Below are 24964 nucleotides of genomic sequence, written 5' to 3' on the forward strand. Positions count from 1 at the left end.
GACTAACGCCGCGCGGAATCCGACGGACCGGCCGTCGCTCCGGCCACGGCGTCCAGTTCGGCCAGCTGCTCCGCGGTGAGCACCAGCGCGCCGGCGGCCACGTTCTCCTCCAGGTGCGGGATGCTCGCCGTGCCCGGGATGAGCAGGACGTTCGCCGCGTGCGCGAGCAGCCACGCGAGGCCGACCTGGGCAGGCGTGGCGTCCGTCTCCGTGGCGATGCGCCGGACCGTGGGGTCGTCGGCGACCTTCGGGTACTGCGCGAAGCCGCTACCGAGCGGGAAGAACGGCACCCAGGCGATCCCTTCGGCGAGACAGAGGGCGAGGAGGTCCTCGTGCTCCCGGCTGAGCAGGGAGTAGGCGTTCTGCACGCAGGCGATCCCGGCGGGCAGGGCGCGGCGCAGGGTCGACGCACCGACGGCGCTCAGCCCGATCGCGCCGATCAGGCCGTCGTCTCGCAGCGCGATCAGTTCGGCGAGCTGGTCGTCCAGGTCGACCAGCTCCTCGACCGGCACCGTGAGACCCGGCCCGACCTCCGGTCGGCGCAGGTTGACCACGTCGAGTCTGCTCCGCCCGAGCGTCCGCAGATTGTCCTCGACCTGGGCGCGCAGCTCCGCGGGTCGCTGGGCGAGAGCGAGGGGCACGGGCGCATCCACGCGCACAGCGCCCACCTTCGTGGCGATCGCGACTGTGTCGGAGTCTCCGAACGCCCGCCGGATGATGTCGTTCGAGACGCTGGCACCGTAGAAGTCGGCGGTGTCGACGTGGTCGATGCCGAGTTCGGCCGCACGGCGGAGCAGGGCGACCCCGGTCTCGCGGTCGTCCTCGTAGCGCTCCAGGGACATCGCGCCGTAGCCCACGCGGGCGACGTCACGGCCGCCGAGATGGAACGTCCCCCCGGGTCGGATCGTCGTGTCGGTCATGTCTCCTCCTAGACTGGTCAGAAGCGGAGGCCCCTCCGCTGCCATGACGCTACCACTTAAACCGGAGGTACCTCCATTTTGAGCGCCGATCCCGCATCCACTCGCGCGCGCAGACCGCGTGCCGACGCGGCACGCAACCGGTCGGCCATCCTCCACGCCGCCCGTGAGGCGCTCACGACCGAGGGCCCGGATGCCTCCCTCGAAGCCATCGCACGTGCGGCCGGGGTCGGCATCGGGACGCTCTACCGCAACTTCCCGACCCGCGAGGACCTGGTCGCCGCGGTCTACGAGAACGAGTTGGACGCCGTCCTCGACCGCGGCGCCTCGCTTCTGCCGACGGAACAGCCGGATGTCGCACTCCGCGAGTTCATGCGTCTCTACTCCGGGTTCATCGCCACCAAGCGCGGGATGGCCGAGTCGCTCCGGGCGGGAGGCGCACGAACCGCAGCAGCCTCGGCGCAGACCCGGCAGCGGGTCGACGCGGCCGTGCAGCCCTTCCTCGCCGCCGGCATCGAGCGCGGGCTCTTCCGCGACGACGTCTCGGCCGACGACGTGACCGCCGCCATGGTCGGCGTCTTCCTCACGACCGCGGAATCGACCGACAGCGCGCAGGTCGAGCGCTTGCTGGACCTCGTGGTGCGGGGGCTGACAACCGCATAGAGTTGGACCACCGACGCCCCGGGAGCCCCGCATGGACATCGACACGATCGACCGCAAGATCATCGATCAGCTGCGCGTCGACGGGCGCCGTTCGTTCGCCGTCATCGGCCGAAACGTCGGCCTCTCGGAGCCGAGCGTCCGAGCGCGGTACCGCCGCCTCTCGAAGGCCGGGATCGTCCAGGTTGTCGGAATGCCCGACGCCCCGAAGCTCGGCGAGATCGAGGTGCACATCGCCATCCGCATCCGCGGTGTCGCCGTCGCCGCGGTCGCGAAACAGCTGGTGACGGTTCCGGAGATCAAGTTCGTCGCCAGCGCGGTCGGAGCCTACGACCTCATCGCCGATCTGCGCTGCGACGACGTCATCCACCTCTCCAGCATCCTGAACGAGAAGGTCCGGAGGGTCAACGGCGTCCAGCACGTCGAGACGATGACCGTGCTCGAGGTGATGAAGGACACCTACCTCTGGGCGGGCTTCCGCGAGGACTCGGCGCCGGTCGACGAGGCCATCATCAAACGGCGGACGGCCCGGCCGCAGCTCCCCAAGCTCTGACGCTCGGGCTCAGTCGGTCTGGCCGGTGCCCTGACCCGCGCTCTGGCCGGCCTTGTCGCGCAGACCCACCCACGAGTAGTCCTTGAACAGCTCCAGCAGCACGAACTGGTCGATGTCCGTCACGCCGGGAACGCGCCGAACGTCGTCGAGCAGGGTCACGAGCTGGTCCAGGTCGCGGCAGGTCGCCTCCACGTAGACGTCGTGCGCGCCCGTCCCGAGGGCGACGTGGTTGACCATCGCCATGTCGGCGAGCGCCTTCGCCACGGCCCGCGGCGAGTGGCCCCCGACGCCGATCATCAGGCGCACCGACTGGTGACCCAGCGTCAGCGGGTTGCAGAGGGCGACGATCTTGAGGATGCCCGACTCCTGCAGGCGCGCGACCCTCCCGCGCACCGTCGCCTCGCTCACCTCGAGCTCGGCGCCGAGCTCGGTGAACGGCCGGCGCCCGTCGCGCATGAGCAGCTCGATGAGCTTGCGGTCGGTGTCGTCGATCATCGCAAGCACCCTAAACGCTCATCCTGAGAACGCCGGAGCCGGTGCACCCTCAGGCGATGATCGGCTCGAGCGCACGCACCGCGCCGATCAGCTCCACGTTGCCCGCGGTCGGAGAGCCGTCCTCGCGGGTGAGCCCGTCCTCGAGCCCCACCCGTGTCTCGCAACCGTCCTGGATCGCGGCGCGGACGACGGGCCAGACGGTCTGGTCGGCCCCGTGGTAGAGGATCGGGGCCTCCACGCCCGCGTCGCGCAACACGTGGGCGATCGTGCGGCACGCAGACACCGCCTCCTCCACGTCCTCTGTCTCCGGTTCGATCAGGATGCGCACGTTGCGGTGCAGCGTCGGCGAGGCGAGCAGCGCCGACACGTCGGCCATCGACCAGACCGCGCTCTCCAGCACCATTCCGCGGTCGAGGACCAGCTGGGCCGCCTCGGCCGCGCCCTCCTCGCTGAATGCGACCGACGCGAAGTCGGGCAGGGCGTCCTCGGGCCACGCGGCGATGAGCCGCATCCGCTCCGCGTGTCCGGAGCACGTCCAGAGTCCGGTCGTCGTGCCGATCACCCCGTCCGGGACCGTGGCACGGAAGGCTCGCACCATCGCGCCGATCGCCTCCGGGTCGATCGTCTGGGAGCCATCCGCCGCGCGGGCGTGAGCGTGGACGACGTCGGCGCCGGCCGCGAGCACGGCGGCGGACTCCCGGGCGATCTGCTCCGCGGTCAGCGGGACTGCGGGGAACTCGTCGGGAGTCCTCCCTCCGTTGATGGCGGCTTTGAGGAGCATGGGGTCCTTTCGGTAGCGGGAGGAGGAGTGAGGGGAGTTCAGGACGTGAAGCCGGCGATGGTCGCGCTGGCGCCCGTGAGGTCGCCGAGGCGTCCGCCGTCCCGCAGCGCCTGCACGAGATCCGGCTCTTCCGCGTCGTCTTCGAGCGCGGTGTCGATGAGCTGCTCGAGCACCGACGCGGGTGCGAAGAGCACCCCGTTCGCGTCCGCGAGCACCACGTCGCCCGGGCGCACGACGACGCCACCGCAGACGATGGGGATGTTGAGTCCCCCGGCGTCGATGTCGTGGAGCTTCGTGGTGAGCATGCTCAACCCGCGCCCGTACACCGGGAGCCCGAGTCCCGCGATCTCGTCGATGTCGGTGGCCGCGCCGTCGACGATCGCTCCGGTCGCTCCCCGGAAGGTGAGCGCGGAGGCGACGACCTCGCCGAGGGGTGCATGGCGGATGTCCCCGCCGGTGTCGACGACGATCACGTCCCCGGCCTCCACCAGGCCGGCGGCGTGGTGGAGCATCGTCGAATCGGTGGCCGTCGTCCGCACCGTGACGGCGCGACCGATCACGCGCGTCGTGCCGGCGAGCCGGACGATCCCCGGGTCGGCGAACCCCTCCTCGAGGTAGTGGCCGAGTGTCGGGAACGAGACGCGGGCGAGCTTCTCGAGGAGCTCCTGGGGAAGCGCGGACGGGGTGGGGCCGATGGTGACGGGCATGGATGTTCCTCGCGAGGTGGGGCGGACGGGGTCAGAGGCTGATGGATGTGTTCAGCCGGCGGTTCTCGAGCACGGGCAGCACGGCGCGGACCTCGTCCGTGCGGCGCTGGGACACGGTGGACACGGCCAACCCGTACGTCTCACCGCCGAGCGACGAGCGCACGATGCCGAACGGGTCGACGACCATGCTCTGGCCGATGCAGTCCGGTGACGCCGATCCCGCCGCGACGACCCAGGTTGTGGATTCGATGGCCCTGGCGCGCAGGAGTGTGCGCCAGTGGTCCTCCTTCATCGCGCCGGAGACCCAGGCGGCCGAGACCGAGATGAGGTCGGCTCCCTGGTCGATGAGGTTGCGGGTCAGCTCGGGGAAACGGAGGTCGTAGCAGTTGACGAGCCCGACGGAGGCACCGGCGAGCTCGACCACGACCGGGTTCGCGTCGCCCGGGGTGACGTAGTCGGACTCCCGGTACGCGAACGCGTCGTACAGGTGCAGCTTGCGGTATCGCGCACGTTCGATGCCGCGCTCGTCGATGGCGACGATGGTGTTGTAGGGGCGGTCGCCGTCGGTGCCCTCGTACCCGGCGGCGATGATGGCCATGCCGGTGCGCTTGGCGAGCCCGGAGACGAACTCGACGAACCCGCCCCACTCCGCCCGCGCGATGTCGCCCAGCGGGAGGTCGACGCCGTCCGCGAGGAGCATCGCCTCCTCCGGCAGGACGAGGAGGTCGACGTTGTCCGCCGCGGCCTCATCGACCAGGGTCTCGATCGTCCGGCGGTTGGCGGCCAGGTCCGTCGTCGGCGCGAGCTGGCCTGCTGCGACCTTCATGGTGATCCTTTCGGGGAGGGGGAGCGGGGGTTCGCGCGCTCAGGCGGCGAGGATGTGGGCGTCGTCCGCGTGCCAGGAGACCGTGACCGCGTCGCCGGGCACCAGCCGGGTCAGTGCGTCGTCGCCGGGGCCGCTCGGCCGCGTGACGACCAACTCGGCGCCCTGCTCGGCGCGGACGATGTAGCGCCACTCGTCGCCGAGGAAGACCGCGTCGAGCAGCGTCGCCGCGACCGCGCCGCTGCCGGCCGGCGCCGGCTCCGATCCGGCGCGCAGGGCGACGCGCTCGGGACGGACGGCCACCGTCACCTCGGCGCCCGGTCCGGCCGCGTCGGTGCGGGCCGGCACGATTCCGAGGCCGGCGATGTCGACCGTGGCCCCGGCCGGAGTGCCGTGATAGACGGCATCGAAGAGGTTGCACGTGCCGATGAAGCCGGCGACGAAGCGGTTCGCCGGGCGGTCGTAGATGGCGCGGGGCGCATCCACCTGCTGGACGCGTCCCTCCGACATCACGGCGATGCGGTCCGACATCGTCAGCGCCTCCTCCTGGTCGTGGGTCACGTAGACGAACGTGATCCCGACCTCTCGCTGCATCCGCTTGAGCTCGACCTGCATCTCCTTCCGGAGCTGCTGGTCGAGGGCGCCGAGGGGCTCGTCGAGGAGCACGACCGCGGGTCGCGAGACGATGGCGCGAGCCAGCGCGACGCGCTGCCGCTGGCCGCCGGACAGCTCGTTCGGCTTGCGGTCGGCGAAGCGCTCCATCCGCACCAGGGCGAGTGCGGCATCCACCGCGCCCTCCCGGTCGGGGAAGCGCTTGCGACCGCGCACCTTCAGCTCGAAGCCGATGTTGTCGCGCACCGAGAGGTGCGGGAACAGCGCATAGCTCTGGAACAGCATGTTGAGGTCGCGCTTGCGGGTGGGGAGCGACTCCACCGACCGGCCCGCCAGCTCGATCGAGCCGCCGGTCGGCGTCTCGAAGCCGGCGATCATCCGCATCAGCGTCGTCTTGCCGCATCCCGACGGACCGAGGATCGAGAAGAACTCGTTGTCCCCGATCGTCAGGTCGACGGGCTGCACGACGGTCGTGCTGCCGAACGTCTTCGTGACGCCGGTGAGACGGATGGCCGGAGTCTTCCGGTCCGCCGCTCCGGCGGGTGCCGGGGCGGTGACGGTCGGGCTGGCGGGCGTGGTCATGGTGTCGTCCTCGTGGTGTCGTCCGTGTGGTGTCGGCGGCCTGGCCTCAGGAAGCCTTGACCTTCGTCCAGCCCTGCTGGAAGTAGGCGAGCGCCTTGCCGGGGTCGACGATGAACTCGGCTCTCGCGAGCTGTTCGTCCGTCGGGTACACGGCGACGTTCTCGAGGAGCGCCTTGTCGGTGATGTGGGCCTTGGCCGCCTCGTTCACCGAGGCGCTGCCGCCGTCGTTCGTGGCCATGGCCGCGATCTCCGGCTGGAGGGTGAAGTTGAGCCACTTGTACGCCGCGTCGGCATGCGGGGCGTCCTTGGCGATCGAGAACCCGTCGACCCACAGGGTGCCGCCCTCCTTCGGGATGACGAACTTGACGTCGGGGTTCGCGGCCGTCACCTTCGCGATCGCGCTGCCGCCGTACGCCTCCGCGACGCAGGCGTCTCCGGACGCGAGCAGGTCGGAGTAGTTGGAGGAGTTGTATCCCGCCAGCAGGGGCTTCTGGTCGAGCAGCGCCTGGGTGCCCTTCTCGATGTCCTTCTCACTGGTGGTCGTCGCCTTGAGGCCCTTGTACTGCAGGGCAGGGATGTATGCGCTCAGCATGTTGTCGAGCATGTAGATCTTGCCCTTGTACGCCGGGTCCCACAGGGCGTCCCAGCTGTCCACGGCCTTTCCGGTGCACGCCTGGTTGTAAGCGAGCCCGGTGGTGCCCCAGATCCACGGGACGCTGTACTCGTTGCCCTTGTCGTAGCTGGGGTCGGCGAACTTCTTGCCGAGGTTGTCGAGCCCGGTGATCTTGGAGTGGTCCAGCTTCTCGATCAGCTCCTGGCCGACCAGCTGCTGCACCGCGTACTGGCTGGGCTCCACGATGTCGTAACCGGATCCGCCGGCCGCGAGCTTGGAGATCATCGTCTCGTTGGCGTCGAAGGTGTCGATGGTGACCTTGATGCCGGTCTTCTTCTCGAAGGCCGAGATCACGGACTTCGGGATCTCGTCGGCCCACGCGTAGATGTTGAGCTGGGTGGAGGGCGCCGAGGACGAGCCGCCGGAGCCGGACGAGCAGGCGGTGAGGCCGAGGGCTGCGACCGCGGCGACCGCGATGAGGGCGGAGGTGCGCTTCATGAGGGTTCTCCCGTTCTGGGGGGTGCGGGGGTGGGGGCTAGCGGGTGCGGATGGAGGTGGTGCTGGTGTCGGGTGGTGCGGCGGCGCCGGATGGGCTCGCGAGGATGCGTCGCATCTGTTGGATGCCGACGGAGAGGACGACCACGAACGTGAGCACGATCAGGAGCGTCCCGAGCGCGTTCAGCTCCGGGGTGAGTCCGGACTTGAGCAGCGAGTAGACGCGCAGCGGCATGGTCGTGGATCCCACTCCGCTGACGAAGGTGGAGATCACGATGTTGCCGAGCGAGACGGTGAAGGCGAGCAGCCACGACGCGAGGATCGAGGAGCGCAGAAGCGGGAAGAGGACCCGCGTGAAGGTGCGCCACGGCGTGCAGCCCAGGTCGGCGGCGGCCTCGATGAGGCTCGGGTCGAGGGTGCGGAAGGCGCCGATCAGAATGAGCGTGGTCAGCGGCAGTGTGATGATCATGTGGCCGAGGACCAGCGTGAGGATGCCGAGCGGGATGTGGAGGAAGCTGAAGACGCTGAGCAGGGCGACGCCGAGCACGATCTCGGGCACGATCAGCGGAAGGGCGATCGCGCCGAGGATCGCGGCCGACCCGCGGAACGGGAAGCGCACCATCCCGATGGCGGCGAGCAGGCCGATCACGGTGGCGACGGATGCGGCGAGGACGCCGACGATCACGCTGATGAGGAGGGTCTGGAGCAGGGCGCCGTCGCTGAAGAGCTGGCCGTACCACTGGAGGGTGAATCCCTTCCACTGGTACCCGCCGGACGCCGAGTTGAACGAGTACACGATCACGGCGACGATCGGGATGTAGAGGAACACCAGGACGATGCGGGCGATCCAGGAGGTGACGCGATCCATCAGGCGACCTTCTTCCGTCCGCGTCGCGCGATGAGACCGGCGACCACCATGGCGAGCAGCATCAGCACGAGGAGCACCATGGAGACCGCCGCGCCCATCGGCTGGTTGCGGAACTCCGTGTAGAGGGTGACGATCAGGTTCCCGACGAGCTGGTCCTTGCCGCCGCCGAGGAGCACGGGGATGACGAAGACGCCCAGGGTGGGGACGAACGTGAGCATCGCCGCGGCGACGATCCCGGTGCTGCTGAGCGGGATCAGCACGCGCAGGTGGGTCTGCCACCACCCGCAGCCCAGGTCGGCCGCTGCCTCTTTCACCGAGGGGTCGATCGCCCGCATGCTGGCGTAGATCGGGAAGATCGCCGTCGGGAGGAACGCGTACAGCAGCCCCATGACCACGGCGCCCTGGCTCGGGATGAGCGAGAGGCTCCCCGTGTCGACGCCCAGCGCTCCGAGCACGCCGTAGACGGGACCGCCGCGGCCGAGCACCGAGATCCAGGCGAACGTGCGCACCAGGAAGTCCGTCCAGAACGGCACGATGATGAGCAGCAGGAGCAGGGACTGGCGCTGCGGCGGCCGCGAGACGATGTAGTACGAGACGATGTAGCCGATCACCAGGCACACGACGGTGTTGATCGCGGCCATCCCGAGGCTGTATCCGAGCACTTTGGCGTAGGCCGGATCGACCAGCTGCGCGTAGTTCGCCCAGGTGAATCCGCCGGTGATCCCGCCGTACAGGTTGCTCTCGGCGAACGAGTTGCGGGCGACGATGACGATCGGGATGATGGCGAGGCCGAGCACCGCGACGATCGCGGGGGCGAGCAGGAGGAGGCCTGTCGCGGTCCGACGACCCGAGCCCCGCAGGCGGCGGGAGCGTGGTCCCGCGCTCGGCGCGTCCGCGGGAGTCGCGACGTCGAGTGTGTCGTCGTCGGCGGGGACGAAGGTGTCGGTGGTCGTCACTGCGCTCCTCCTTCGTGGCATCTCAGCGGCGTGAGCGGGGTTGATCCATTGTTGGTGTCCCGTTCACCTGCTCGATACAGGAGGGTGCTGCGAGATCAGTGGCGTCCCCGTTACATGCTTTCGCATATCGCAGCCGTCGCCGGCGCCTGGCAGCCGGAGGAGGCGCTCAGCTCGCGAAGAGCTCCGCCCGCGGAGTGTCGATCAGCGCCGTGATCGGCATGAGCGCGGAGCCGAGGGCGACCGTGTCGCCGCCGAAGGTCGCCGGCACGAGCTCGAACTGGGCGCCGAGGCGGTCCAGGCAGTTCCGGCGCACCGCCGCCGCGATCTGGTCCGCATGCTGCTCCATCAGGCGCATCCCGACCCAGCCGCCGATGACCACGCGCTGCGGGTTGGTCAGGTTCACCACGCTGCCGAGTGCGGCTCCGAGCGCGTCGATCGTGTCGTCCAGCACGGCCGTCGCGTCCGGGTCCGAGGAGGCCGCCGCCGCCAGAAGCGCGCCGAGAGCCTGCCAGCCGCTGCCGTCGAAGGAGCCGCCGCGGGCGCGCCACGCCTCGAGGATGGCGTCGGCGCCGAGGTACGCCTCCACGCAGCCGAGCTGACCGCACCGGCAGAGCGCGCCGCCGTAGCGGATCTTGGTGTGGCCCCACTCGCCGGCGCTGCTATGTGCGCCGTGCGCCAGCTCGCCGTCCGTGATCACGCCGAGACCGACGCCACGGCCGAGGAGAGCGACGACGGCATGGTCGATGCCCCGCGCCGCGCCGTACCAGAGCTCGGCTCGCGCCTGCGTCTTGGCCCCGTTCTCCGCGTAGACGGGGAGGTCGGGGTCGAGGTCGAGCGGGATCGGCCGGGGCGCCCAGCTCAGGCTCTGGGCGTAGAGCACCTGGGTGCCGTCGGCCTCCGTCTCCACCACGCCGGGAAGGCCCAGCCCGATGCCGAGGACGCGCGGCCAGCGCTCGCGGTTGCGCTCCCGCAGCTCGGCGATCGCCTCGCTGAGGTCGCGGTGGATGTCGTCGGGCGACTCCTCCCGCCGGCCGCCGCGGAACTCCCGGTCGACCATCGTCAGTGAGAGGTCGAACAGCTCGACGGCGACGCCACGCTCTCCCACGTCCACCCCGATGGCGTACGCGCCGTCGGCGCGCGGTGCGAGGAGCGAGATGGGGCGCCCGCCCCGGGATGCGACAGAGCCGACCTCGGCGATCAGGCCGTCTTCGATGAGCTCTGCGGTGATGTTCGCGGCCGAGGCCGAGGAGAAGCCGCACCGACGGGCCAGTTCGGCACGCGTGGTCTCGCGCTGCTGCAGCACGAACCGCAGCGCGGCGGCACGGTTCTGATGGCGCAGCGACGTCACGGTGGCGGACTCCCGGATGCCGGGTGCCGCGGGCCGTGACTGTGCGCTCATGGCTCGACGATATCCCGTCATACGCTGACCTCGAGTCTGCGCACCAGCACGCGCTCGGCGACCGCGAGGGTGAGCGCGCCGTCGTCCCAGCTGGCGGTGACGGCGTGCGGCCGGTCGGCGTCCACGGTCCACGATCTCGGCGGTGCCGAGAACCCGAAGGAGAGCCGGGAGCCGGGATGCAACTCCACCGGCACGTACTCGTCGTGGGCGTACGGGCGCCCGGCGGTGTGATGCCAGATGCCGTCCGGCACCACGGACGGAGTGAGGTCGTCGATGGGCGTCTCGGCCGCGTCCCGGACCCCGGTCCAGGCCGGGAGGTGCAGGTCGGGACGGGCGAAGAGCGCGTCCAGCACCGGTGTGCGCACGTCGCAGCGGTCCGCAGGCACAGCCGCGAGGAACGCATCGAGGATGCGCGCGGCCTCCTCGGGTTCGGGATGCTCGGCCGGGTCGGCGATCCGGTCCCATCCCTCGGGTGGCCGGACGGACAGCGGAGACGTGAGCGTGTCGAGCTTCTTCCACGGCCAGAAGTTCCAGCCGATGCCGTGCCGCTCGTACAACCGGGTGGCCGCGTAGATCCAGCCGGGGGTGTTCTCCCCGCCCTCGCCCATGTAGATCGGGACGCCGAGCTCGCTCCGCAGCTGCAGGAAGTCGGCGATGCTGGTCTCGTCGGGCGGGCACCAGTAGCGGTGGAACTGGACTGCCTGATTGTCGTCGAAGCGCTGGCGCACGGGCTCCGGGTTGGTGGCCCAGTGGCTCCCCTCGTACATCAGCAGGTGCCGGTCGTCGATCGCACGGATCGCCGCCGTCAGCTCGCGGTAGAGGTCGATGAGCTCGTCGTTGTAGCGGTGCTGCCACTCGTTCGGGAGCGGCTCGTTGAGGAGGTCGTAGCCGAGCACCGCCTCCCGGTCGCGATACCGACGCGCGAGCTCACGCCACAGCTCCACGGTCTGCGCGCGGTAGCGGGGCGACATGAACAGCTCGGGCAGGCCGTTCGGCGAGTCGTCGATGTTGGTGCCGGTCTGACCGCCGGGCGCCCCGTGCAGGTCGAGCAGGATGCGCAGGCCGTGCTGCTCGCTCCAGCGCACCGCGCGCTCGATCAGCTCGAAGCCCTCCTCCAGGAGTCCGGCGTCGTCGTCCATCACGCCGCGGGCGTTGATCGGGAGTCGGACGTGGTCGAACCCCCGCTCGGCGATGAGCGCGAAGTCCCGCTCCGTCACGAACGAGTCCCGGAAGCGTCGCCAGAACGCCTCCGCCCGCTCGGTGCCGACCAGCGCTTCGATGCGCGCCTCGATCTGACGCGGGGAGGACATCTCGTCGCCGAACCGCCACATGTACCCCTCGGCCAGCAGCCAGTTGCCGAGCCCCACCCCGCGGAGCAGGAGGGGGCCGGAGTCGTCGACCAGCTGGGTCCCCTCGGCGCGCACGAAGCCGGCCGGGCGGGGGCGGAGGGAAGAGTCCATGGTGTTCCTCATCGGTTCGGGTGGGTCACTTGAGTCCGGAGAGGGCGAAGCCCTGCACCACGTAGCGCTGGAAGACGACGAAGACGATCAGGATCGGAACGACCATCAGCGTGGAGGCGGCCATCTGCAGCGACGGGTTGGTGGCGATCTGCTGGTTGAGCAGCGAGAGCCCGACGGAGAGCGTGTAGAGGTTCTGGTCGTTGGCGATGATCAGCGGCCAGAGGAAGCTGTTCCAGCCGGCGATGAAGGTGAGAACCACCTGCACCGCGAGGATGGGGCCGGACATCGGCAGGATGATGCGGAAGAAGATCCGCCACTCCCCCGCCCCGTCCATCCGGGCCGCCTCGACGATCTCGGTAGGGATGGTCGCCATGAACTGCCGGAAGAGGAAGACCGCGAAGCCCGAGACGAGCATCGGCAGGGCGATGCCGACCAGGGTGTTCGTCAGTTTCATCCCGTTGAGGATGAGGTAGCTCGGGATCATCGTGACCTGGCCCGGGATCATCATGGTCACCAGCACGAGGAAGAACAGGGCGTCGCGTCCGGGGAAGCGGAACTTCGCGAACCCGTAGCCGGCCGCGGCCATGAGCAGAAGGCCCGCCATGCAGATGACCACGATGATCAGCGTGTTCAGGAGGTACCGGCCGAAGTCGAGCTCGGTGAAGAGCTGGACGAAGTACTGGAAAGTGGGCTCCTTCGGCAGCAGCTGGGGCGGGTAGGCGACGGATTCGCTGCGCGGCTTGACCGACGCGAACACCATCCAGAGGAAGGGGAACGCGGTCGCCAGCGCGCCGATGGCGAGCAGCGCGCCGACGATCACGGTGCCGACGCGGCCGCGGCGCACGCGGCGACGGGGCGCGGCCGCGGGCTCGTCGTCGTCGGGCCCGTCGGTGACGAGCCGGCGGCTTCCGCGGGCGAGCAGCTCAGTAGTCGACATCGGATCTCCTCAGGCGCAGCTGGACGACGGTGATGATCGCGATGATCGCGACGAGGACGACCGAGCCGGCGCTGGCGTAGCCGAACTGGCTCGACGAGAAGCCCTTCTGGTACAGGAAGAGCGAGATGGAGGTGGAGGCGCCGAGCGGGCCGCCCTTGGTGAGCACGAACGGCTCGTCGAAGAACTGGAGCCAGGCGATCACCGTCGTGATGGTCACGAAGAAGATCGCGAACCGCAGCAGTGGGATCACGATCGACCAGGTGCGGCGCGCGCCAGAGGCGCCGTCGATCGATGCGGCCTCCAGATACTCCTTCGGCACGCCCTGCAGGGCGGCGAGGAAGATGATCACGTTGAGGCCGAGCCCCCGCCAGACGGCGACGAGCACGACCGAGAACTTGACGACCGTCGGGTCGGAGAGCCAGGGCACCGGCGGCAGCCCCACCAGCGACAGCAGGTAGTTGAAGAGGCCGAACTGCGTGTTGTAGAGATACCCCCACACGAGCGCGACGGCGACGATGGCCGTGATGGCCGGGACGAAGTAGAAGGAGCGCAGCGCACGGAAGAACCGCCCCTGCGACCGGTTGAGGGCGAGCGCGATGAGGAGCGAGAGCACGATCACACTGGGCACGCCGATGAAGGCGAACAGCGCGGTGTTCCCCAGCGCCTGCCAGAAGGCGGGATCGGCGAACAGGGCCGCGTAGTTGTCGCCTCCGACGAACTGGATGCGCGACCAGTTGCCGAGTCCGGCGAGGTTCATGTCGGTGAAGCTGACGAGGAGGGCGACGGCGATCGGCAGGATGCCGAACGCGATCAGGAGCAGCATCGCCGGGGCGACGAACGTGTAGGGAACGAGTCGGGTCTTCATGGCCTCATGGTCGACGGTGCGCGGCGACCGGGGCCACCGCGCACCGCCGGGTCTCATTTCGCGGACGTTCCGCTAGTGGTGGTGAACAGGTTCTTCAGCGTCTCGTCGCGATTCGCGCCGGTCAGCACGATGGAGTTCAGCGAGTCGAGCAGGGCCTTGCCGGTCTCACCGTCCCAGTTCGGGACGAGGGGCAGCAGCCGCGACGAGGCGAGCTGCTTCGTGTAGACCGCGACCATCGGGTCGGCGGAGAGCTTCTCGTCCTCCAGCGCCTTCGTGACCGTCGGGAGCTGCCCGTCGGACTCGTACCACTTCACCTGCACGTCGGGCTGGGAGAGGTAGTCGAGCAGCTGAAGGGCACCCGCCTTGTTCTTGGTGGAGCCCCAGACGCCGAGGTTGGAGCCGGCGAGGAGGGACGTGTCCTTCTCGGCCGCCGGGACCGTCGTCACGTTCCACTTGCCGGCGAGCTCGGGAGCCGCCTGCGAGATCGCCGCGGCCAGGTACGGTCCGCTCACCAGCATGGGCGTCGTGCCGGTCACGAACCCCTGGGTCTGGTCGAAGTCGCTGTTGGTGGGAACGCTCTTGTCGGCGTAGAGGCCGGTGTAGAGGTCGACCGCCTTCTCGAACTCGGGCGAGTCGAAGTCGATGGTGCCCTTCGAGTTCACGATCTCGCCGCCCTGGTCCCACGTCATGATGACGGGGAGGGCGCTGTCCCACTGCGGGATGTAGTAGCCGTACGAGCCGTTGCCGCGCGCGGTGAGCTTCTTCGCGTCGGCGCGCAGTTCGTCCCAGGTGGCCGGAGGAGTGTCGATTCCCGCGGCGCCGAGGATGTCGCTGCGGTAGAACAGCACGCGGGTGTCCGACACCCAGGGCACCGAGACGACCTTCCCTCCGATGGCGGTGGCATCGCCGGCGACGCCCTCGACGAAGTTGGATGCGGCGAGGTTCGGGTAGTCGCCGAGGGTGGCGTCGTCCAGGGTCATCAGCGCGCCGCTGTCGGCGTAGGTGCGCAGCTTGGAGAGACCGATCTGGACGACGTCCGGTCCGTCTCCGGAGGCGACGGCCGTCGTGAACTTCTGGTCGACGTTGTCCCACGGGATCGCGACGGTCTTGACGTCGATCCCGCTCTTCTCCTCGAACGGCTTCACGAGCGCGTCGAAGTGGGCGGAGCTGTCTCCCATGACCCAGACGGTCAGGTCCTTTCCGGCGGTCGCGTCGCCGGACGAGCCGGAGGAGGAGCAGCCGGCGAGGGTGGCGGCGGCCAGGGCGGCGGTGCCCAGGGCGAGCCAGCGCATTCTCTTCATCGAGATTTCCTTTCGGGTGTGCAGGGGTGTGCAGGTGGGTGCGGGTGGTGGATGCCGGCTATGGGAGGTCGGCGGTGGTGAGACGGGCGTGCTGCGACACGAGGTCGCGGTACCAGCGGGCGCTGAGCTTGGGGATGCGCTCCTGGGTGCGGTAGTCGACGTAGACGATGCCGAACCGTTTGGAGTAGCCCTCCGCCCACTCGAAGTTGTCGAGCAGGGACCAGACGAAGTAGCCGCGCAGATCGACGCCGGATGCGATAGCCCGGGATGCGGCGGCGAAGTAGCCGGCGAGGTAGGCGACGCGTTCCGTGTCGTCCACACCGCCTTCCGGGTCGACGTAGTCGTCGAAGCTGGCGCCGCTCTCGGTGATGTAGACCGGCAGGCCGGAGTACTCGCGGGAGATGCGGAGCAGCACGGCGTGCAGCGAGTCCGGGATCACGGACCAGCCGAACGATGTGGTCGCCGGCTGCGCGGGGGTCTCGCGCACGCCGAACGGGGCGGCCGGGTCGGCCGTGGCGATCACACGCTGGTAGTGGTTGAGGCCGACGAAGTCGACGGGTGCCGAGATGAGCGCGAGGTCGCCGTCGTGGATGAGGTCCGCGAGCCCGTGAGGATCGAGGAGGGCGTGCACGCCGGCCCCGTACTCCCCGCGGTACACCGGGTCGAGGAACACCCGGTTGCTCACGGCGTCGAGGCGGTCCGCGGCAGCGGCGTCGTCCGGCCCCTCCCCCGCGACGATGTCGGTGACGATGTCCGTCACGCCGACCCGCGCACCGGGCAGAGCGGAGCGCAGAGCGCGCAGGGCCAGCCCGTGCGCGAGGTTGAGGTGGTGTGCGGCAGCGGTGGCGAGCCGGAGGTCGCGCCGGCCCGGCGCGTGTGCTCCGTAGCCGTAACCGAGGAAGGCGGAGCACCACGGCTCGTTGAGGGTGATCCAGTCCTGCGCGAGGTCGCCCAGCGAGTCGGCGACGCGGGCGGTGAACTCCTCGAAGCGCAGCGCGGTCTCCCGCTCCGGCCAGCCGCCGAGATCCTCCAGCGGCTGCGGCAGATCCCAGTGGTAGAGGGTCACGAAGGGCCGGATGCCGCGCTCGGCGAGCCCCGTCAGCATCCGCCGGTAGAAGGCGACGCCCTCCGGGTTGAGCGGGCCGCGCCCGCTCGGCTGGAGTCGCGACCAGGAGAGCGAGAACCGGTACGCGGTGAGGCCGAGCGACGCGATCAGGTCGAGGTCGGCGTCGAGCCGGTGATAGTGGTCGCAGGCGATGTCACCCGTGTCTCCGCGATGTGTGAGGCCGGGCGTGTGGCTGAAGGTGTCCCAGATGCTCGGGCCGCGTCCGCCCTCGGCCGCTGCGCCCTCGATCTGATAGGCCGCGGTGGCGACGCCCCAGAGGAAGTCCGGGGGGAAGTCGACCGGGAGGCCGCTCGGGTCGGTGAGAGTCATGGAACTCCTTCGTTCTTTCTCTAGGTCTTAGAATAAGGCATGGATCAGCAGGGATGCAAGAGGCCGGCCCGCAGGCCGGCCTCTTGTCCCCGTGTTCTCAGTACGACGAGTAGACGGTCACCTCGTCGATGGTCCACCACTGCGGCGCGGCGCCGGTCTGGGTGATCCGGATGTAGCGCGCGGTGGTCGGTGCGATCGAGATCGGCCGCTTCCAGCCGTACGCGATTCCGGTGGCGGCGGTCGACCAGGTGGAGCCGTCGAGAGACGTCTCCACCGTGAAACCGCGCGGGTAGTCCCACTTCGAACCGCTCGCGGTCTGCACGGTCACCATGGCGACCGTGCGGTTCGCGCCCATGTCGATCCGGTACCACTCACCGCCGGCCATCGCCTGCCCGCTCTGCCACGACGTGCCGTTGGCGCCGTCGATCCCGGAGGCCGCGGACGAGCCCGCCGCGGTCGTGGAGGCGGTCGCCGTCCACCCGGTGTGACTGATCGCCGTCGGCGAGAAGGTGGACAGGCCACCCGCGTACTTGGCGATCGTGCCGACGAACCGGGTGTTCTGGGTGAAGTTCGACGTTCCGAACTGGGCCAGCTTCGACTGGAACGTGGCGGCGTCGTCGCTGTTGATCACCGGGACCGGCTTGCGGTTGTCGTAGTAGAGACCCCAGTAGGCGAAGCCGTCGTCGGCAGAGCCTTTGACCTTGTACGACCAGTTCGACCACGAGACGCTCGACGCGTTCAGACCGGCCATGAACCGGGCCCAGACGTCGTCGTTGTAGTACAGCGAGTACTCGCCATAGAGGATCGGAACCCCGGGGTTGGAGAGCTTGGCCGCGAGGCCGCCCAGCTCGTTCGTCACGAGCTGGTTCTGCGCCGTCCAGTCCTTCGAGTTCGGCATGTCGTACGGGTGGTACTCGTAGGCCACATTGGTCCAGCCGTACGTCGACGGCGGCGCGATCTTGTCGAGGCCGAAGAACGCCCCGAGGAAGATCGTGTGGTCGGCGTCGATCGCCCGGACGGCGTCGTAGAGGCGGTCGTAGTACGCGCTCTTCTGGGCCACGTCGTCCGTGTCCTCGCCGTAGTCGATCAGCGGCTCGTTGATGAGGTCGTATCCCGCGACGGCGGGGTTGCCGTTGTAGCGGGTCGCGATCTTCTTCCAGATGTCCTCGACCCAGTTCTGGTAGGTGGCACTGCCCCAGAACCCGTTCGGGTTCGGACCGATGCGGCCGCAGGAGCCCCACGGGCAGCCTCCGCCCGGCACCGTGTGCAGGTCGATGAGCGTGTAGATGCCACGGGAGGCGGCCTGGCTGACGACCCAGTCGATCTTCGTCCACGGGTTCGACTTCCACGTGCCGTCGAGGTTGAGGAACACGTTCCAGCCGATGGGCACGCGGATGAAGTTCATCCCGGTGGCCTGGATGTTGTCCAGATCGGTCGCGGTGAACCAGGTGTCCTGATGGGTGCCGACCACCGAGGCCGTCGTCGCCGTGCCGAACCGCGAGGTCATCGTGTTCGTCAGCGAGTAGTCGTCGTTGTAGAGGCCCGCCGTGAGCTCGCCGATCGACCACCAGTTGCCCGCCGACCCGGTCTGCGTCAGGCGCACGTAGCGCGCGGCCTGGGCCGTGAACCCGATCGTGGTGGCCTTCCGCGTTCCGACGCCGGAGGCGACGGTGCTCCAGGAGGAGCCGTCTCGCGACAGCTGGAGGCTGTAGCCGCGCATCCAGTCGTCCTCATCGGTGGTGTTCTTCGCCGTGTCCGTCGTCACATTGTTGAGCGTGACGAGCGCGCCCATGTCGACGGTCACGGTCTGCCCGGGCGTCTGGGCCGCCCCGGTCGTCCAGCGGGTCCCGGTGTTGCCGTCGAGCATGGCGGCCGGGGTCGCGCCGACCGAGGAGACGACGGACCAGCCGCCGCGGTCGAGGGAGGTGCCGCTCGAGATCGCGACCTCCGCCACCGACCACCATTGCGTGGACGTCCCGTTCGAGACGATCCGGAGGTAGCGGCCGTTCTTGCTGCCCTGGAAGTCCGCCTGCGTGACCCGGTTCGAGCCGTATCCACTCGCCACCTGGGTCCAGGTGGTGTTGTCGTAGGACGTGAACACGTCGTAGATGCGCGGGTAGTCGTTGGCCGTGGCCGCGCCGGCGTCGAAGAGCACCTTGTCCATGTCGACGTTGCGGCCGAGGTCGATCGTGAGGCTCTGGCCGGGCGCCTGCGCGGCTCCCGTCTGCCACACCGTCGAGGTGTTCCCGTCGAGGACCATCTGCGCGGTGGTGCCGGGCGCGCTCACGGAGGCGGTGGCGGTGTGCGTGCCGTTGAAGAGCACCGGGTCGCTATAGAGGTTGATCTCCCCGACCGACCACGGCGTCGCCGCCGTGCCGGTCTGCGTGGCGCGCACGTACCGGGCGACCTGCGGGGTGAACTTGACGGTGGTCAGGCCGTCCGTCCCCGCCTGGGTCGCGACGCTCGTCCAGGTGGTGCCGTTGGTGGACGTCTCGATGTTCAGGGCGCGCGGCCACTGGCCGGCGTTGGCCGTGTTGTCGACGGTGAGCCGGTTGAAGAGCGTGTTGGCGCCCAGGTCGAGCCGGATCCACTCCCCGCCGGCCTGGTTGGTCCCGGTCGTCCAGCGGCTGGTGCCGGAGCCGTCCAGGGCGTTCGCGGCGGTGCCGGCCGACGCGGTCACGGTCCATCCGCTCCGGTCGGCCGCGAACTCGCCGAGCGGCGACATCCAGTCCTCTTGCGTGAGCCAGCCGCCGATGTTCGTCCCGCGGAGATTGACGGTGGATCCGGTCCCCGACGCCTTCTTCAGGACGTTCCCGTTGGCCTTCAGGAAGTCGGTGGCGGTGAGAGCCGCGGCGTTGGCCGCGGTGACGGGCAGGACGGCTGTCGCCGCCACGGCCGCGGCTGTCACCAGCGCGGCCACTACGTATCGTTTCACGATCCTCCTTGATCGGTACGCGGAACGTCTGGTCGTTCCGTCGCACGTAGCATCGCGAGGATCGTGCCACTTTGTCAAGAGCTTAAATTAAGCCAAACCCTAAGCGGCGGTGTCACGCCGAGCCGCCCGGAAAGGCCCGGAGCGCGCGCTCCGCGACCGCCATCAGTGCGCGGCGGGATGCGCCCGCGGCCGCCTGCACTGCGAGGCCGGCGCTCACGGTCGAGAGGTAGCGCGCGAGCTCGGTCGGACTCTCCCCCGGCGGAAGGTCGCCCTCCGACCGCGCGCGCCGGAAACGCTCGGCGAACCTGCGCTCGCCTGCTGCCCTGCTGTCGGCGAGGAAGCGCACGATCCGTTCGTCCTCCGGACTACCCGCGAGGCCGCCCTGCACCGAGAGGCACCCCGCCGGCTTGCCGGGCCGGGTGATCGCCACGACGTTGCTGCGGAGGTAGTGCTCGGCGACGGCCCGTGCCGTCGGCTGGGCCAGCGCCTCGGAGACGTACGCCATGTCCACCGCGGAGTAGCGCTCGACCGCGCGACGGAACGTGGCCTCCTTGTTGCCGAAGGCCGCATAGAGGCTGGGCCGTTTGATGCCCATGGCATCCGTCAGATCGTCGAGCGTCGTCCCCTCATACCCCTGGCGCCAGAACACCTCGATCGCGCGGTCGAGCGCGTCATCAGTGTCGAATCCCCGGGGACGCCCACGCGTCGCCGTCATCTGCGACCCCTTTCTGTACTGAGCTGGAAAAAATTATCGCTCAGACGGAATACTCGGGCAAGCCCATGGTTTTCTGTACCAACTGGAACAGAATCCAGGACAGAGAACCGGAGGACATCATGAGCACCGCATCCACCACCGCAGCACCGACCACGCCCCTCACCCTCGCCGGCAAGCGAGCCCTCGTCACCGGGGGCTCCCGCGGCATCGGCGCCGGCATCGCCCGCTCGCTCGCCGCCCACGGGGCCGAGGTCGCGATCACCTACTGGTCGTCGCCCGAGCGCGCGACGGCTCTTGTCGACGAGATCACCGCTGCGGGGGGCACGGCTGTCGCCATCCGTGCGAACAACGGAGACGCCGCGGCGGCCCGGGAGGGCGTCCGCGACGCCGTTCAGGCGCTGGGCGGCCTGGACATCCTGGTCAACAACGCGGGAGGCGGATGGTTCGAGCCGTTCACCGAGACGCCGGACGAGCACATCGAGCACACCATCGACCTCAACGTGCGCGGCACCGTGTACACGACGCAGGCGGCGCTCGAGAGCCTCCCCGACGGCGGGCGCATCATCACGATCGGCAGCGACAACGCCGAGCGGATCCCTTTCACCGGCGGTGCGGTCTACGGGCTCACGAAGGCCGCGATGGTCGGCTTCACCAAGGGGCTCGCGCGCGACCTCGCCGCGCGCGGCATCACCGCCAATGTGGTCCAGCCGGGCCCGATCGACACCGACGGCAACCCGGCCTCGGGCGAGGCCGGCGACTACCTCGCCGGGTTCACGGCGTTCGGCCGCTTCGGCCACAGCTCCGACGTCGGCGAGCTGGTGTCGTGGATCGCCTCCGACGCCGCGGGTTACATGACCGGCTCCGCGGTGACGATCGACGGCGGCTGGACGGCCTGAGCCGATCGGCCCGCGGCCGAAGTCGGACATCGATCGACTTCGGCCGCAGGCCTGGCGCGGGGTAGACCGCTCGGTACGATGGGGGCATGGTCGTCGACGCGGACTCGGTACAGCAGGCGGAGTTCCGGCGACAGCGGGCGCTCGCAGGCCTCGGCATCCTCGATTCGGGGCCGGAGGCACGGTTCGATCGCATCACGCGGTTGGCCCAGCAGCTCTTCGACGTGCCCATGGTGAGCATCACGCTCATCGACCAGAACCGCCAGTGGCGTAAGTCGCAGCTGGGCCTCACAACCGAGGCACCGCGCGAGGGCGCGTTCTGCGATGTCACCGTGCGGCAGGATGCCGCCCTCATCGTGAGCGATGCCTCCGTGGACGAGCGGTTCAGCGACAACCCGTTCGTCCTCGGCGACCCCCACCTCCGCTTCTACGCGGGCGAACCGCTCCACGCCCCGGGCGGCGACGCCGTCGGCACCCTGTGCGTGCTGGACACGGTCCCCCGCGAGCTCAGCCCGGAGCAGGAGCGTGTGCTGCGCGACCTGGCGGACTGGGTGCAGGCCGAGCTCGACCGCGACGACGAACTGGACCGTGCGGCCATCGCCCAGAAGGGGCTCCTCCCCCGGCGCCAGCCGCGCGCTCCCGGCTTCGACGTCGCTGCGGCGTGCGAGCCGTCTCGCGGCGTCTCCGGCGACTTCTACGACTGGTACGACGTCGACGACGACTTCTGCGTCTCGGTCGCCGACGTCATGGGCAAGGGAATGGCCGCCGCGATCGTCGCCGCCTCCGTGCGTACTGCGCTCCGCAGCGCGATGGACCTCGCCGACCTTCAGGCGTCCGTCGAGGCGGCCTCGCGCGTCGTCGAGGAGGACCTCGACCAGTTGGCGACGTTCGTCACCCTGTTCCACGCCCGCGTGCATCCGGACGGAACCATCGACTACCTCGACGCCGGTCACGGGCTGGCGATCATCGTGCGGCACACCGGGCGGTTCGAGCGGCTTCCCGCCGGATCCCTGCCGCTCGGTCTTCCGGTGTTCGAGCCGCGGACGCCCGGACGCATCCAGCTCGGCCCGCGCGACGCCCTCCTGTGCGTCAGCGACGGCATCCTGGATGCACTCGGCGGCGACCACGCCCTGACCCGGTTGGAGGCCATCGTGCGCGGATCGGCGACAGCGGCGGGTGCGGTGTCCCGCATCCTCAGCGCTGCCCGACAAGGCATCCCGATCGACGACATGACGGCCGTGGTCGTGCGACGGAGCGATCGGTGAGGCCCGTGCTGCTGCGCGTCGTCGCGCTGCTCGCCGTCCTCGCGGGCGTGAACTACGTGGTCTGGCGGTGGCTCGCGTCGGTCAACTGGGAGGCGTGGTGGATCGCCGTCCCGCTCGTCATCGCCGAGACGTACAGCCTCGTCGACACCTTCTTCTTCGCGCTCACGATGTGGCGCATCCGCATCCGCAACGGTCCGGACGCCCCGGCCACCGGCACCGTCGACGTGTTCATCACGACCTACGACGAGCCGGTCGACCTGGTCATGACCACGGCGGCCGCGGCCCGGCGCATCCCGTACCCGCACACCACCTGGGTGCTCGACGACGGCGACCGGCCCGAGATGCGCGCCGCCGCCTCCCGGGAGGGCGTCGGCTACATCACGCGCACCGAGGACTGGACCGACAAGCCCCGGCACGCCAAGGCCGGCAACCTCAACAACGCCCTGCTGCAGACGGACGGCGAGTTCCTCCTCATCCTCGACGCCGACCAGATCCCCGAGCCGGAGATCCTCGAGCGGACGCTCGGCTACTTCGCCGACCCGAAGGTCGCGCTGGTGCAGACACCCCAGTACTTCTCGAACGTCGACGACGCCGACCTGCTCGGCAACCAGGCGCCTCTGTTCTACGGACCCATCCAGCAGGGCAAGGACGGCTGGAACGCGGCCTTCTTCTGCGGGTCCAACGCCGTGCTGCGCCGCGACGCCCTGATGCAGCTCGGCATCTCCGGCTACGTCCGGGACGTCGAGCGGACGGTGCGCACGTCCCTGCGCGCCGCCGAGCGGATGCTCACCAAGACCGAGCGCGCCTCCCACCTCGACCCGGAAGCAGCCGCCCTCGTCGGCGAGCTGCGCGGACACGTGCACGAGGCGAGCGAGAGCCTGCGCGCCGGACTGAGTGTCGGCGAGGTGACCTTCCGGCTCCGGGAGCAGGTGGATGCGGTCTCGCGCGCCGCCGTGCGCGGCCACCTGACCTCGGTCGAGGCGGACCTCGCGGCGATCGCGCAGCTGCCCGTCCAGGCCGACTCCGAGCTGCCGGCGTTCGTCGTCGACGAGGTCGCCCTCGACCGCCTGGCGGAGCGCGACTGGTCGCCCCTCGGGGCCATCGAGTCGGTGCAGAGCATCACCGAGGCCCTCGCCGTCGACCGCCCGGACCAGGCGCAGCCGGTCATGCCGATGGCGACGATCTCCGTCACCGAGGACATGGCGACGGCGATGCAGCTGCACGCCAACGGTTGGCGGAGCGTCTACCACCACGAGCTGCTCGCGACCGGGCTCGCCCCGGAAGACCTCGGGACGATGCTGAAGCAGCGCCTGCGCTGGGCGCAGGGAACGCTCCAGGTCATGCTCAAGGACAATCCGCTCCTCAAGCGCGGACTCGACGCCGGGCAGCGGCTCATGTACTTCGCGACGATGTGGAGCTACCTGGCCGGCTTCGCCGCGATCGTCTACCTGGCGGCCCCCGCGATCTACCTGCTGGCGGGCGTCATGCCGGTGACCGCCTGGAGCGTCGACTTCTTCGCCCGCTTCATCCCGTACTTCGTGCTGAGCCAGCTGATGTTCCTGATCGGCGCGCACGGCATCCGCACGTGGCGCGGCCAGCAGTACGCGCTCGCCCTGTTCCCGCTGTGGATCAAGGCGTGCTGGACCTCCGCGGCCAACGTCTGGTTCAAGCGTCCCCTCGGCTTCGTCGTGACACCGAAGGAGCGCAACGGCCGTGCGCCCGTCCCATGGCGCGAGATCTGGCCGCAACTGACCGCGATGGCACTGCTCGTCATCGCCGCGATCGTCGGAATCCTGCGCGTCATCGCGGGGACGGCCGACGGCGTCGGGACACTGGTCAACACGGTGTGGGTCGTCTACGACCTGGTCGTGCTCAGCATCATCCCCCGCGCCGCCCTGTACCGAGGCCCCGCCGCTCACGCGGCGAGGAAGGAGAACCCCCCACGATGAACATCACGACGACACTCCGCGACGACGGCGTCGCCGTCCTCGCGGTGGAGGGGCGGATCAACCTCGTCAGCGCTCCGGACCTCCGGCGCGCCGTTCAGAGCGTCGTGGACGAGGGCAGCGCGCGCGTCGCCGTCGATCTCAGTGCCGTCGAGTTCATCGACTCCTCCGGCCTGGGCGCTCTCATCAGCGGCCTGAAGACCGCCCGCACGGCCGGTGGCGATCTGCGGCTCGCCGCTGCGACCGAGCAGGTCACCAGCGTGCTGCAGCTGACCAACCTCGACCGCATCCTGCGCGTCTACCCGTCGCCGGACGACGCCTACCGTGACTGAGCCGTTCCGGGACGCGTTCCGGGCGCCGGCCGACCTGGAGACGATCGGTCGCGTCCACGAGAGCTTCGAGCGGCTCGCGGAGCAGCGGCCGGACCTCCCCGCGCAGGTCCGCGGGGCGTTCGAGCTGGCCGTCGTCGAGGTGGTGACGAACGTCGTCACGCACAGCGAGGACGACCGTCCGGTCCGCGTCGAGCTCGTCATCCGGACCACGACCGGTGGCCTGGAGGCGATCATCACGGATGACGCCCCTCCCGCCGATGTGGATGTGGCCGATCCGGCCATGCCGGAGGCGGAGGACCTCGCCGAATCGGGTCGTGGCCTTGCGCTGGTCACCATGCTCGTGGACCGCTTCGAGCACGACACTCTCGACGGGACCGGCAACCGCTGGCTGCTGGCTCTCGGCTAGGCCGCGTTCGACC

General features: G+C 69.7%; 24 protein-coding genes. 7 read left to right on the forward strand and 17 right to left on the reverse strand.

Going from position 1 to position 24964, the window contains the following annotated elements; translation table 11 throughout:
- Positions 1-2 precede the first annotated feature (2 nt).
- Complete coding sequence (locus H284_RS0107820) at positions 3-920, reverse strand: aldo/keto reductase (RefSeq protein ID WP_020075797.1); 918 nt, start codon at positions 918-920, stop codon at positions 3-5.
- 78 nt (positions 921-998) lie between these two features.
- Here H284_RS0107820 and H284_RS0107825 point away from each other — a divergent pair, with 78 nt between their 5' ends.
- Entirely contained in the window at positions 999-1580 is a 582-nt protein-coding gene (locus H284_RS0107825) for a TetR/AcrR family transcriptional regulator (RefSeq protein ID WP_020075798.1), read from the forward strand.
- A gap of 31 nt (positions 1581-1611) precedes the next feature.
- Positions 1612-2130, forward strand: coding sequence for an Lrp/AsnC family transcriptional regulator (locus H284_RS0107830; RefSeq protein WP_018189561.1), 519 nt, complete (start codon positions 1612-1614; stop codon positions 2128-2130).
- Positions 2131-2139: 9 nt separating this feature from the next.
- Here the strand turns inward: H284_RS0107830 and H284_RS0107835 are convergent, their stop codons facing one another.
- From H284_RS0107835 to H284_RS0107910, 16 genes are all read right to left on the reverse strand, one after another.
- Positions 2140-2625 (reverse strand): Lrp/AsnC family transcriptional regulator, encoded by a 486-nt coding sequence (locus H284_RS0107835; protein ID WP_018189560.1) that lies wholly within the window; start codon positions 2623-2625, stop codon positions 2140-2142.
- Positions 2626-2674: 49 nt separating this feature from the next.
- Positions 2675-3406 (reverse strand): 3-keto-5-aminohexanoate cleavage protein, encoded by a 732-nt coding sequence (locus H284_RS0107840; protein ID WP_020075799.1) that lies wholly within the window; start codon positions 3404-3406, stop codon positions 2675-2677.
- 38 nt (positions 3407-3444) lie between these two features.
- On the reverse strand, positions 3445-4113 hold the full coding sequence (locus H284_RS0107845) for an RraA family protein (protein WP_020075800.1): 669 nt from the start codon (positions 4111-4113) through the stop codon (positions 3445-3447).
- A 31-nt stretch (positions 4114-4144) separates the two neighbouring features.
- A complete protein-coding gene (locus H284_RS0107850; protein ID WP_020075801.1) occupies positions 4145-4939 on the reverse strand; it encodes a carbon-nitrogen hydrolase family protein in 795 nt (264 codons plus the stop codon).
- A gap of 39 nt (positions 4940-4978) precedes the next feature.
- The gene (locus H284_RS0107855; RefSeq protein ID WP_020075802.1) at positions 4979-6130 is read right to left on the reverse strand and encodes an ABC transporter ATP-binding protein; all 1152 of its coding nucleotides are present in this window, start codon (positions 6128-6130) and stop codon (positions 4979-4981) included.
- Positions 6131-6176: 46 nt separating this feature from the next.
- Positions 6177-7241, reverse strand: coding sequence for an ABC transporter substrate-binding protein (locus H284_RS0107860; RefSeq protein ID WP_020075803.1), 1065 nt, complete (start codon positions 7239-7241; stop codon positions 6177-6179).
- A gap of 37 nt (positions 7242-7278) precedes the next feature.
- Entirely contained in the window at positions 7279-8106 is an 828-nt protein-coding gene (locus H284_RS0107865) for an ABC transporter permease (RefSeq protein ID WP_018189554.1), read from the reverse strand.
- Positions 8106-9062, reverse strand: coding sequence for an ABC transporter permease (locus H284_RS0107870; protein WP_020075804.1), 957 nt, complete (start codon positions 9060-9062; stop codon positions 8106-8108). The genes H284_RS0107865 and H284_RS0107870 overlap by 1 nt, the downstream gene beginning before the upstream one ends.
- Positions 9063-9228: 166 nt before the next feature.
- Positions 9229-10461: an ROK family transcriptional regulator gene (locus H284_RS0107875; RefSeq protein ID WP_020075805.1), complete on the reverse strand. Its 1233-nt coding sequence runs from the start codon at positions 10459-10461 to the stop codon at positions 9229-9231.
- 17 nt (positions 10462-10478) lie between these two features.
- Positions 10479-11921 (reverse strand): glycoside hydrolase family 5 protein, encoded by a 1443-nt coding sequence (locus H284_RS0107880; protein ID WP_020075806.1) that lies wholly within the window; start codon positions 11919-11921, stop codon positions 10479-10481.
- Positions 11922-11946: 25 nt separating this feature from the next.
- Complete coding sequence (locus tag H284_RS0107885) at positions 11947-12858, reverse strand: carbohydrate ABC transporter permease (RefSeq protein ID WP_020075807.1); 912 nt, start codon at positions 12856-12858, stop codon at positions 11947-11949.
- On the reverse strand, positions 12845-13723 hold the full coding sequence (locus H284_RS0107890; RefSeq protein WP_018189549.1) for a carbohydrate ABC transporter permease: 879 nt from the start codon (positions 13721-13723) through the stop codon (positions 12845-12847). The genes H284_RS0107885 and H284_RS0107890 overlap by 14 nt, the downstream gene beginning before the upstream one ends.
- Before the next feature lie 53 nt (positions 13724-13776).
- Entirely contained in the window at positions 13777-15024 is a 1248-nt protein-coding gene (locus H284_RS0107895) for an extracellular solute-binding protein (protein ID WP_286132270.1), read from the reverse strand.
- Between the two features lie 58 nt (positions 15025-15082).
- Positions 15083-16459, reverse strand: coding sequence for a GH1 family beta-glucosidase (locus H284_RS0107900; protein ID WP_020075809.1), 1377 nt, complete (start codon positions 16457-16459; stop codon positions 15083-15085).
- 97 nt (positions 16460-16556) lie between these two features.
- Positions 16557-19394, reverse strand: a complete 2838-nt coding sequence (locus H284_RS0107905) for a discoidin domain-containing protein (protein ID WP_231371116.1) — start codon at positions 19392-19394, stop codon at positions 16557-16559.
- A gap of 112 nt (positions 19395-19506) precedes the next feature.
- Positions 19507-20109 (reverse strand): TetR/AcrR family transcriptional regulator, encoded by a 603-nt coding sequence (locus tag H284_RS0107910; protein ID WP_018189545.1) that lies wholly within the window; start codon positions 20107-20109, stop codon positions 19507-19509.
- 119 nt (positions 20110-20228) lie between these two features.
- Here H284_RS0107910 and H284_RS0107920 point away from each other — a divergent pair, with 119 nt between their 5' ends.
- The 5 genes from H284_RS0107920 (at position 20229) to H284_RS0107940 (ending at position 24951) form a co-directional block, all read left to right on the forward strand.
- Positions 20229-21005, forward strand: a complete 777-nt coding sequence (locus H284_RS0107920) for an SDR family NAD(P)-dependent oxidoreductase (protein WP_020075811.1) — start codon at positions 20229-20231, stop codon at positions 21003-21005.
- 86 nt (positions 21006-21091) lie between these two features.
- Entirely contained in the window at positions 21092-22267 is a 1176-nt protein-coding gene (locus H284_RS0107925; RefSeq protein WP_020075812.1) for a PP2C family protein-serine/threonine phosphatase, read from the forward strand.
- The gene (locus tag H284_RS0107930) at positions 22264-24216 is read left to right on the forward strand and encodes a glycosyltransferase family 2 protein (protein WP_029042861.1); all 1953 of its coding nucleotides are present in this window, start codon (positions 22264-22266) and stop codon (positions 24214-24216) included. The genes H284_RS0107925 and H284_RS0107930 overlap by 4 nt, the downstream gene beginning before the upstream one ends.
- Positions 24213-24545, forward strand: coding sequence for an STAS domain-containing protein (locus tag H284_RS0107935; protein ID WP_018189541.1), 333 nt, complete (start codon positions 24213-24215; stop codon positions 24543-24545). The genes H284_RS0107930 and H284_RS0107935 overlap by 4 nt, the downstream gene beginning before the upstream one ends.
- A complete protein-coding gene (locus H284_RS0107940) occupies positions 24538-24951 on the forward strand; it encodes an ATP-binding protein (protein WP_020075814.1) in 414 nt (137 codons plus the stop codon). The genes H284_RS0107935 and H284_RS0107940 overlap by 8 nt, the downstream gene beginning before the upstream one ends.
- Positions 24952-24964: the final 13 nt, after the last annotated feature.

It is taken from the genome of Cryocola sp. 340MFSha3.1, assembly GCF_000383315.1.
In the GTDB taxonomy this organism is placed as follows: Bacteria; Actinomycetota; Actinomycetes; order Actinomycetales; family Microbacteriaceae; genus Leifsonia.

Coding starts and splice junctions, on each gene's coding strand:
- H284_RS0107850 (WP_020075801.1), bottom strand. CDS start 4,939: ATGAAGGTCGCAGCAGGCCAGCTCGCGCCGACGACGGACCTGGCCGCC.
- H284_RS0107880 (WP_020075806.1), bottom strand. CDS start 11,921: ATGGACTCTTCCCTCCGCCCCCGCCCGGCCGGCTTCGTGCGCGCCGAG.
- H284_RS0107840 (WP_020075799.1), bottom strand. CDS start 3,406: ATGCTCCTCAAAGCCGCCATCAACGGAGGGAGGACTCCCGACGAGTTC.
- H284_RS0107860 (WP_020075803.1), bottom strand. CDS start 7,241: ATGAAGCGCACCTCCGCCCTCATCGCGGTCGCCGCGGTCGCAGCCCTC.
- H284_RS0107875 (WP_020075805.1), bottom strand. CDS start 10,461: ATGAGCGCACAGTCACGGCCCGCGGCACCCGGCATCCGGGAGTCCGCC.
- H284_RS0107910 (WP_018189545.1), bottom strand. CDS start 20,109: ATGACGGCGACGCGTGGGCGTCCCCGGGGATTCGACACTGATGACGCG.
- H284_RS0107835 (WP_018189560.1), bottom strand. CDS start 2,625: ATGATCGACGACACCGACCGCAAGCTCATCGAGCTGCTCATGCGCGAC.
- H284_RS0107895 (WP_286132270.1), bottom strand. CDS start 15,024: ATGAAGAGAATGCGCTGGCTCGCCCTGGGCACCGCCGCCCTGGCCGCC.
- H284_RS0107890 (WP_018189549.1), bottom strand. CDS start 13,723: ATGAAGACCCGACTCGTTCCCTACACGTTCGTCGCCCCGGCGATGCTG.
- H284_RS0107920 (WP_020075811.1), top strand. CDS start 20,229: ATGAGCACCGCATCCACCACCGCAGCACCGACCACGCCCCTCACCCTC.
- H284_RS0107925 (WP_020075812.1), top strand. CDS start 21,092: ATGGTCGTCGACGCGGACTCGGTACAGCAGGCGGAGTTCCGGCGACAG.
- H284_RS0107830 (WP_018189561.1), top strand. CDS start 1,612: ATGGACATCGACACGATCGACCGCAAGATCATCGATCAGCTGCGCGTC.
- H284_RS0107865 (WP_018189554.1), bottom strand. CDS start 8,106: ATGGATCGCGTCACCTCCTGGATCGCCCGCATCGTCCTGGTGTTCCTC.
- H284_RS0107900 (WP_020075809.1), bottom strand. CDS start 16,459: ATGACTCTCACCGACCCGAGCGGCCTCCCGGTCGACTTCCCCCCGGAC.
- H284_RS0107820 (WP_020075797.1), bottom strand. CDS start 920: ATGACCGACACGACGATCCGACCCGGGGGGACGTTCCATCTCGGCGGC.
- H284_RS0107845 (WP_020075800.1), bottom strand. CDS start 4,113: ATGCCCGTCACCATCGGCCCCACCCCGTCCGCGCTTCCCCAGGAGCTC.
- H284_RS0107855 (WP_020075802.1), bottom strand. CDS start 6,130: ATGACCACGCCCGCCAGCCCGACCGTCACCGCCCCGGCACCCGCCGGA.
- H284_RS0107935 (WP_018189541.1), top strand. CDS start 24,213: ATGAACATCACGACGACACTCCGCGACGACGGCGTCGCCGTCCTCGCG.
- H284_RS0107885 (WP_020075807.1), bottom strand. CDS start 12,858: ATGTCGACTACTGAGCTGCTCGCCCGCGGAAGCCGCCGGCTCGTCACC.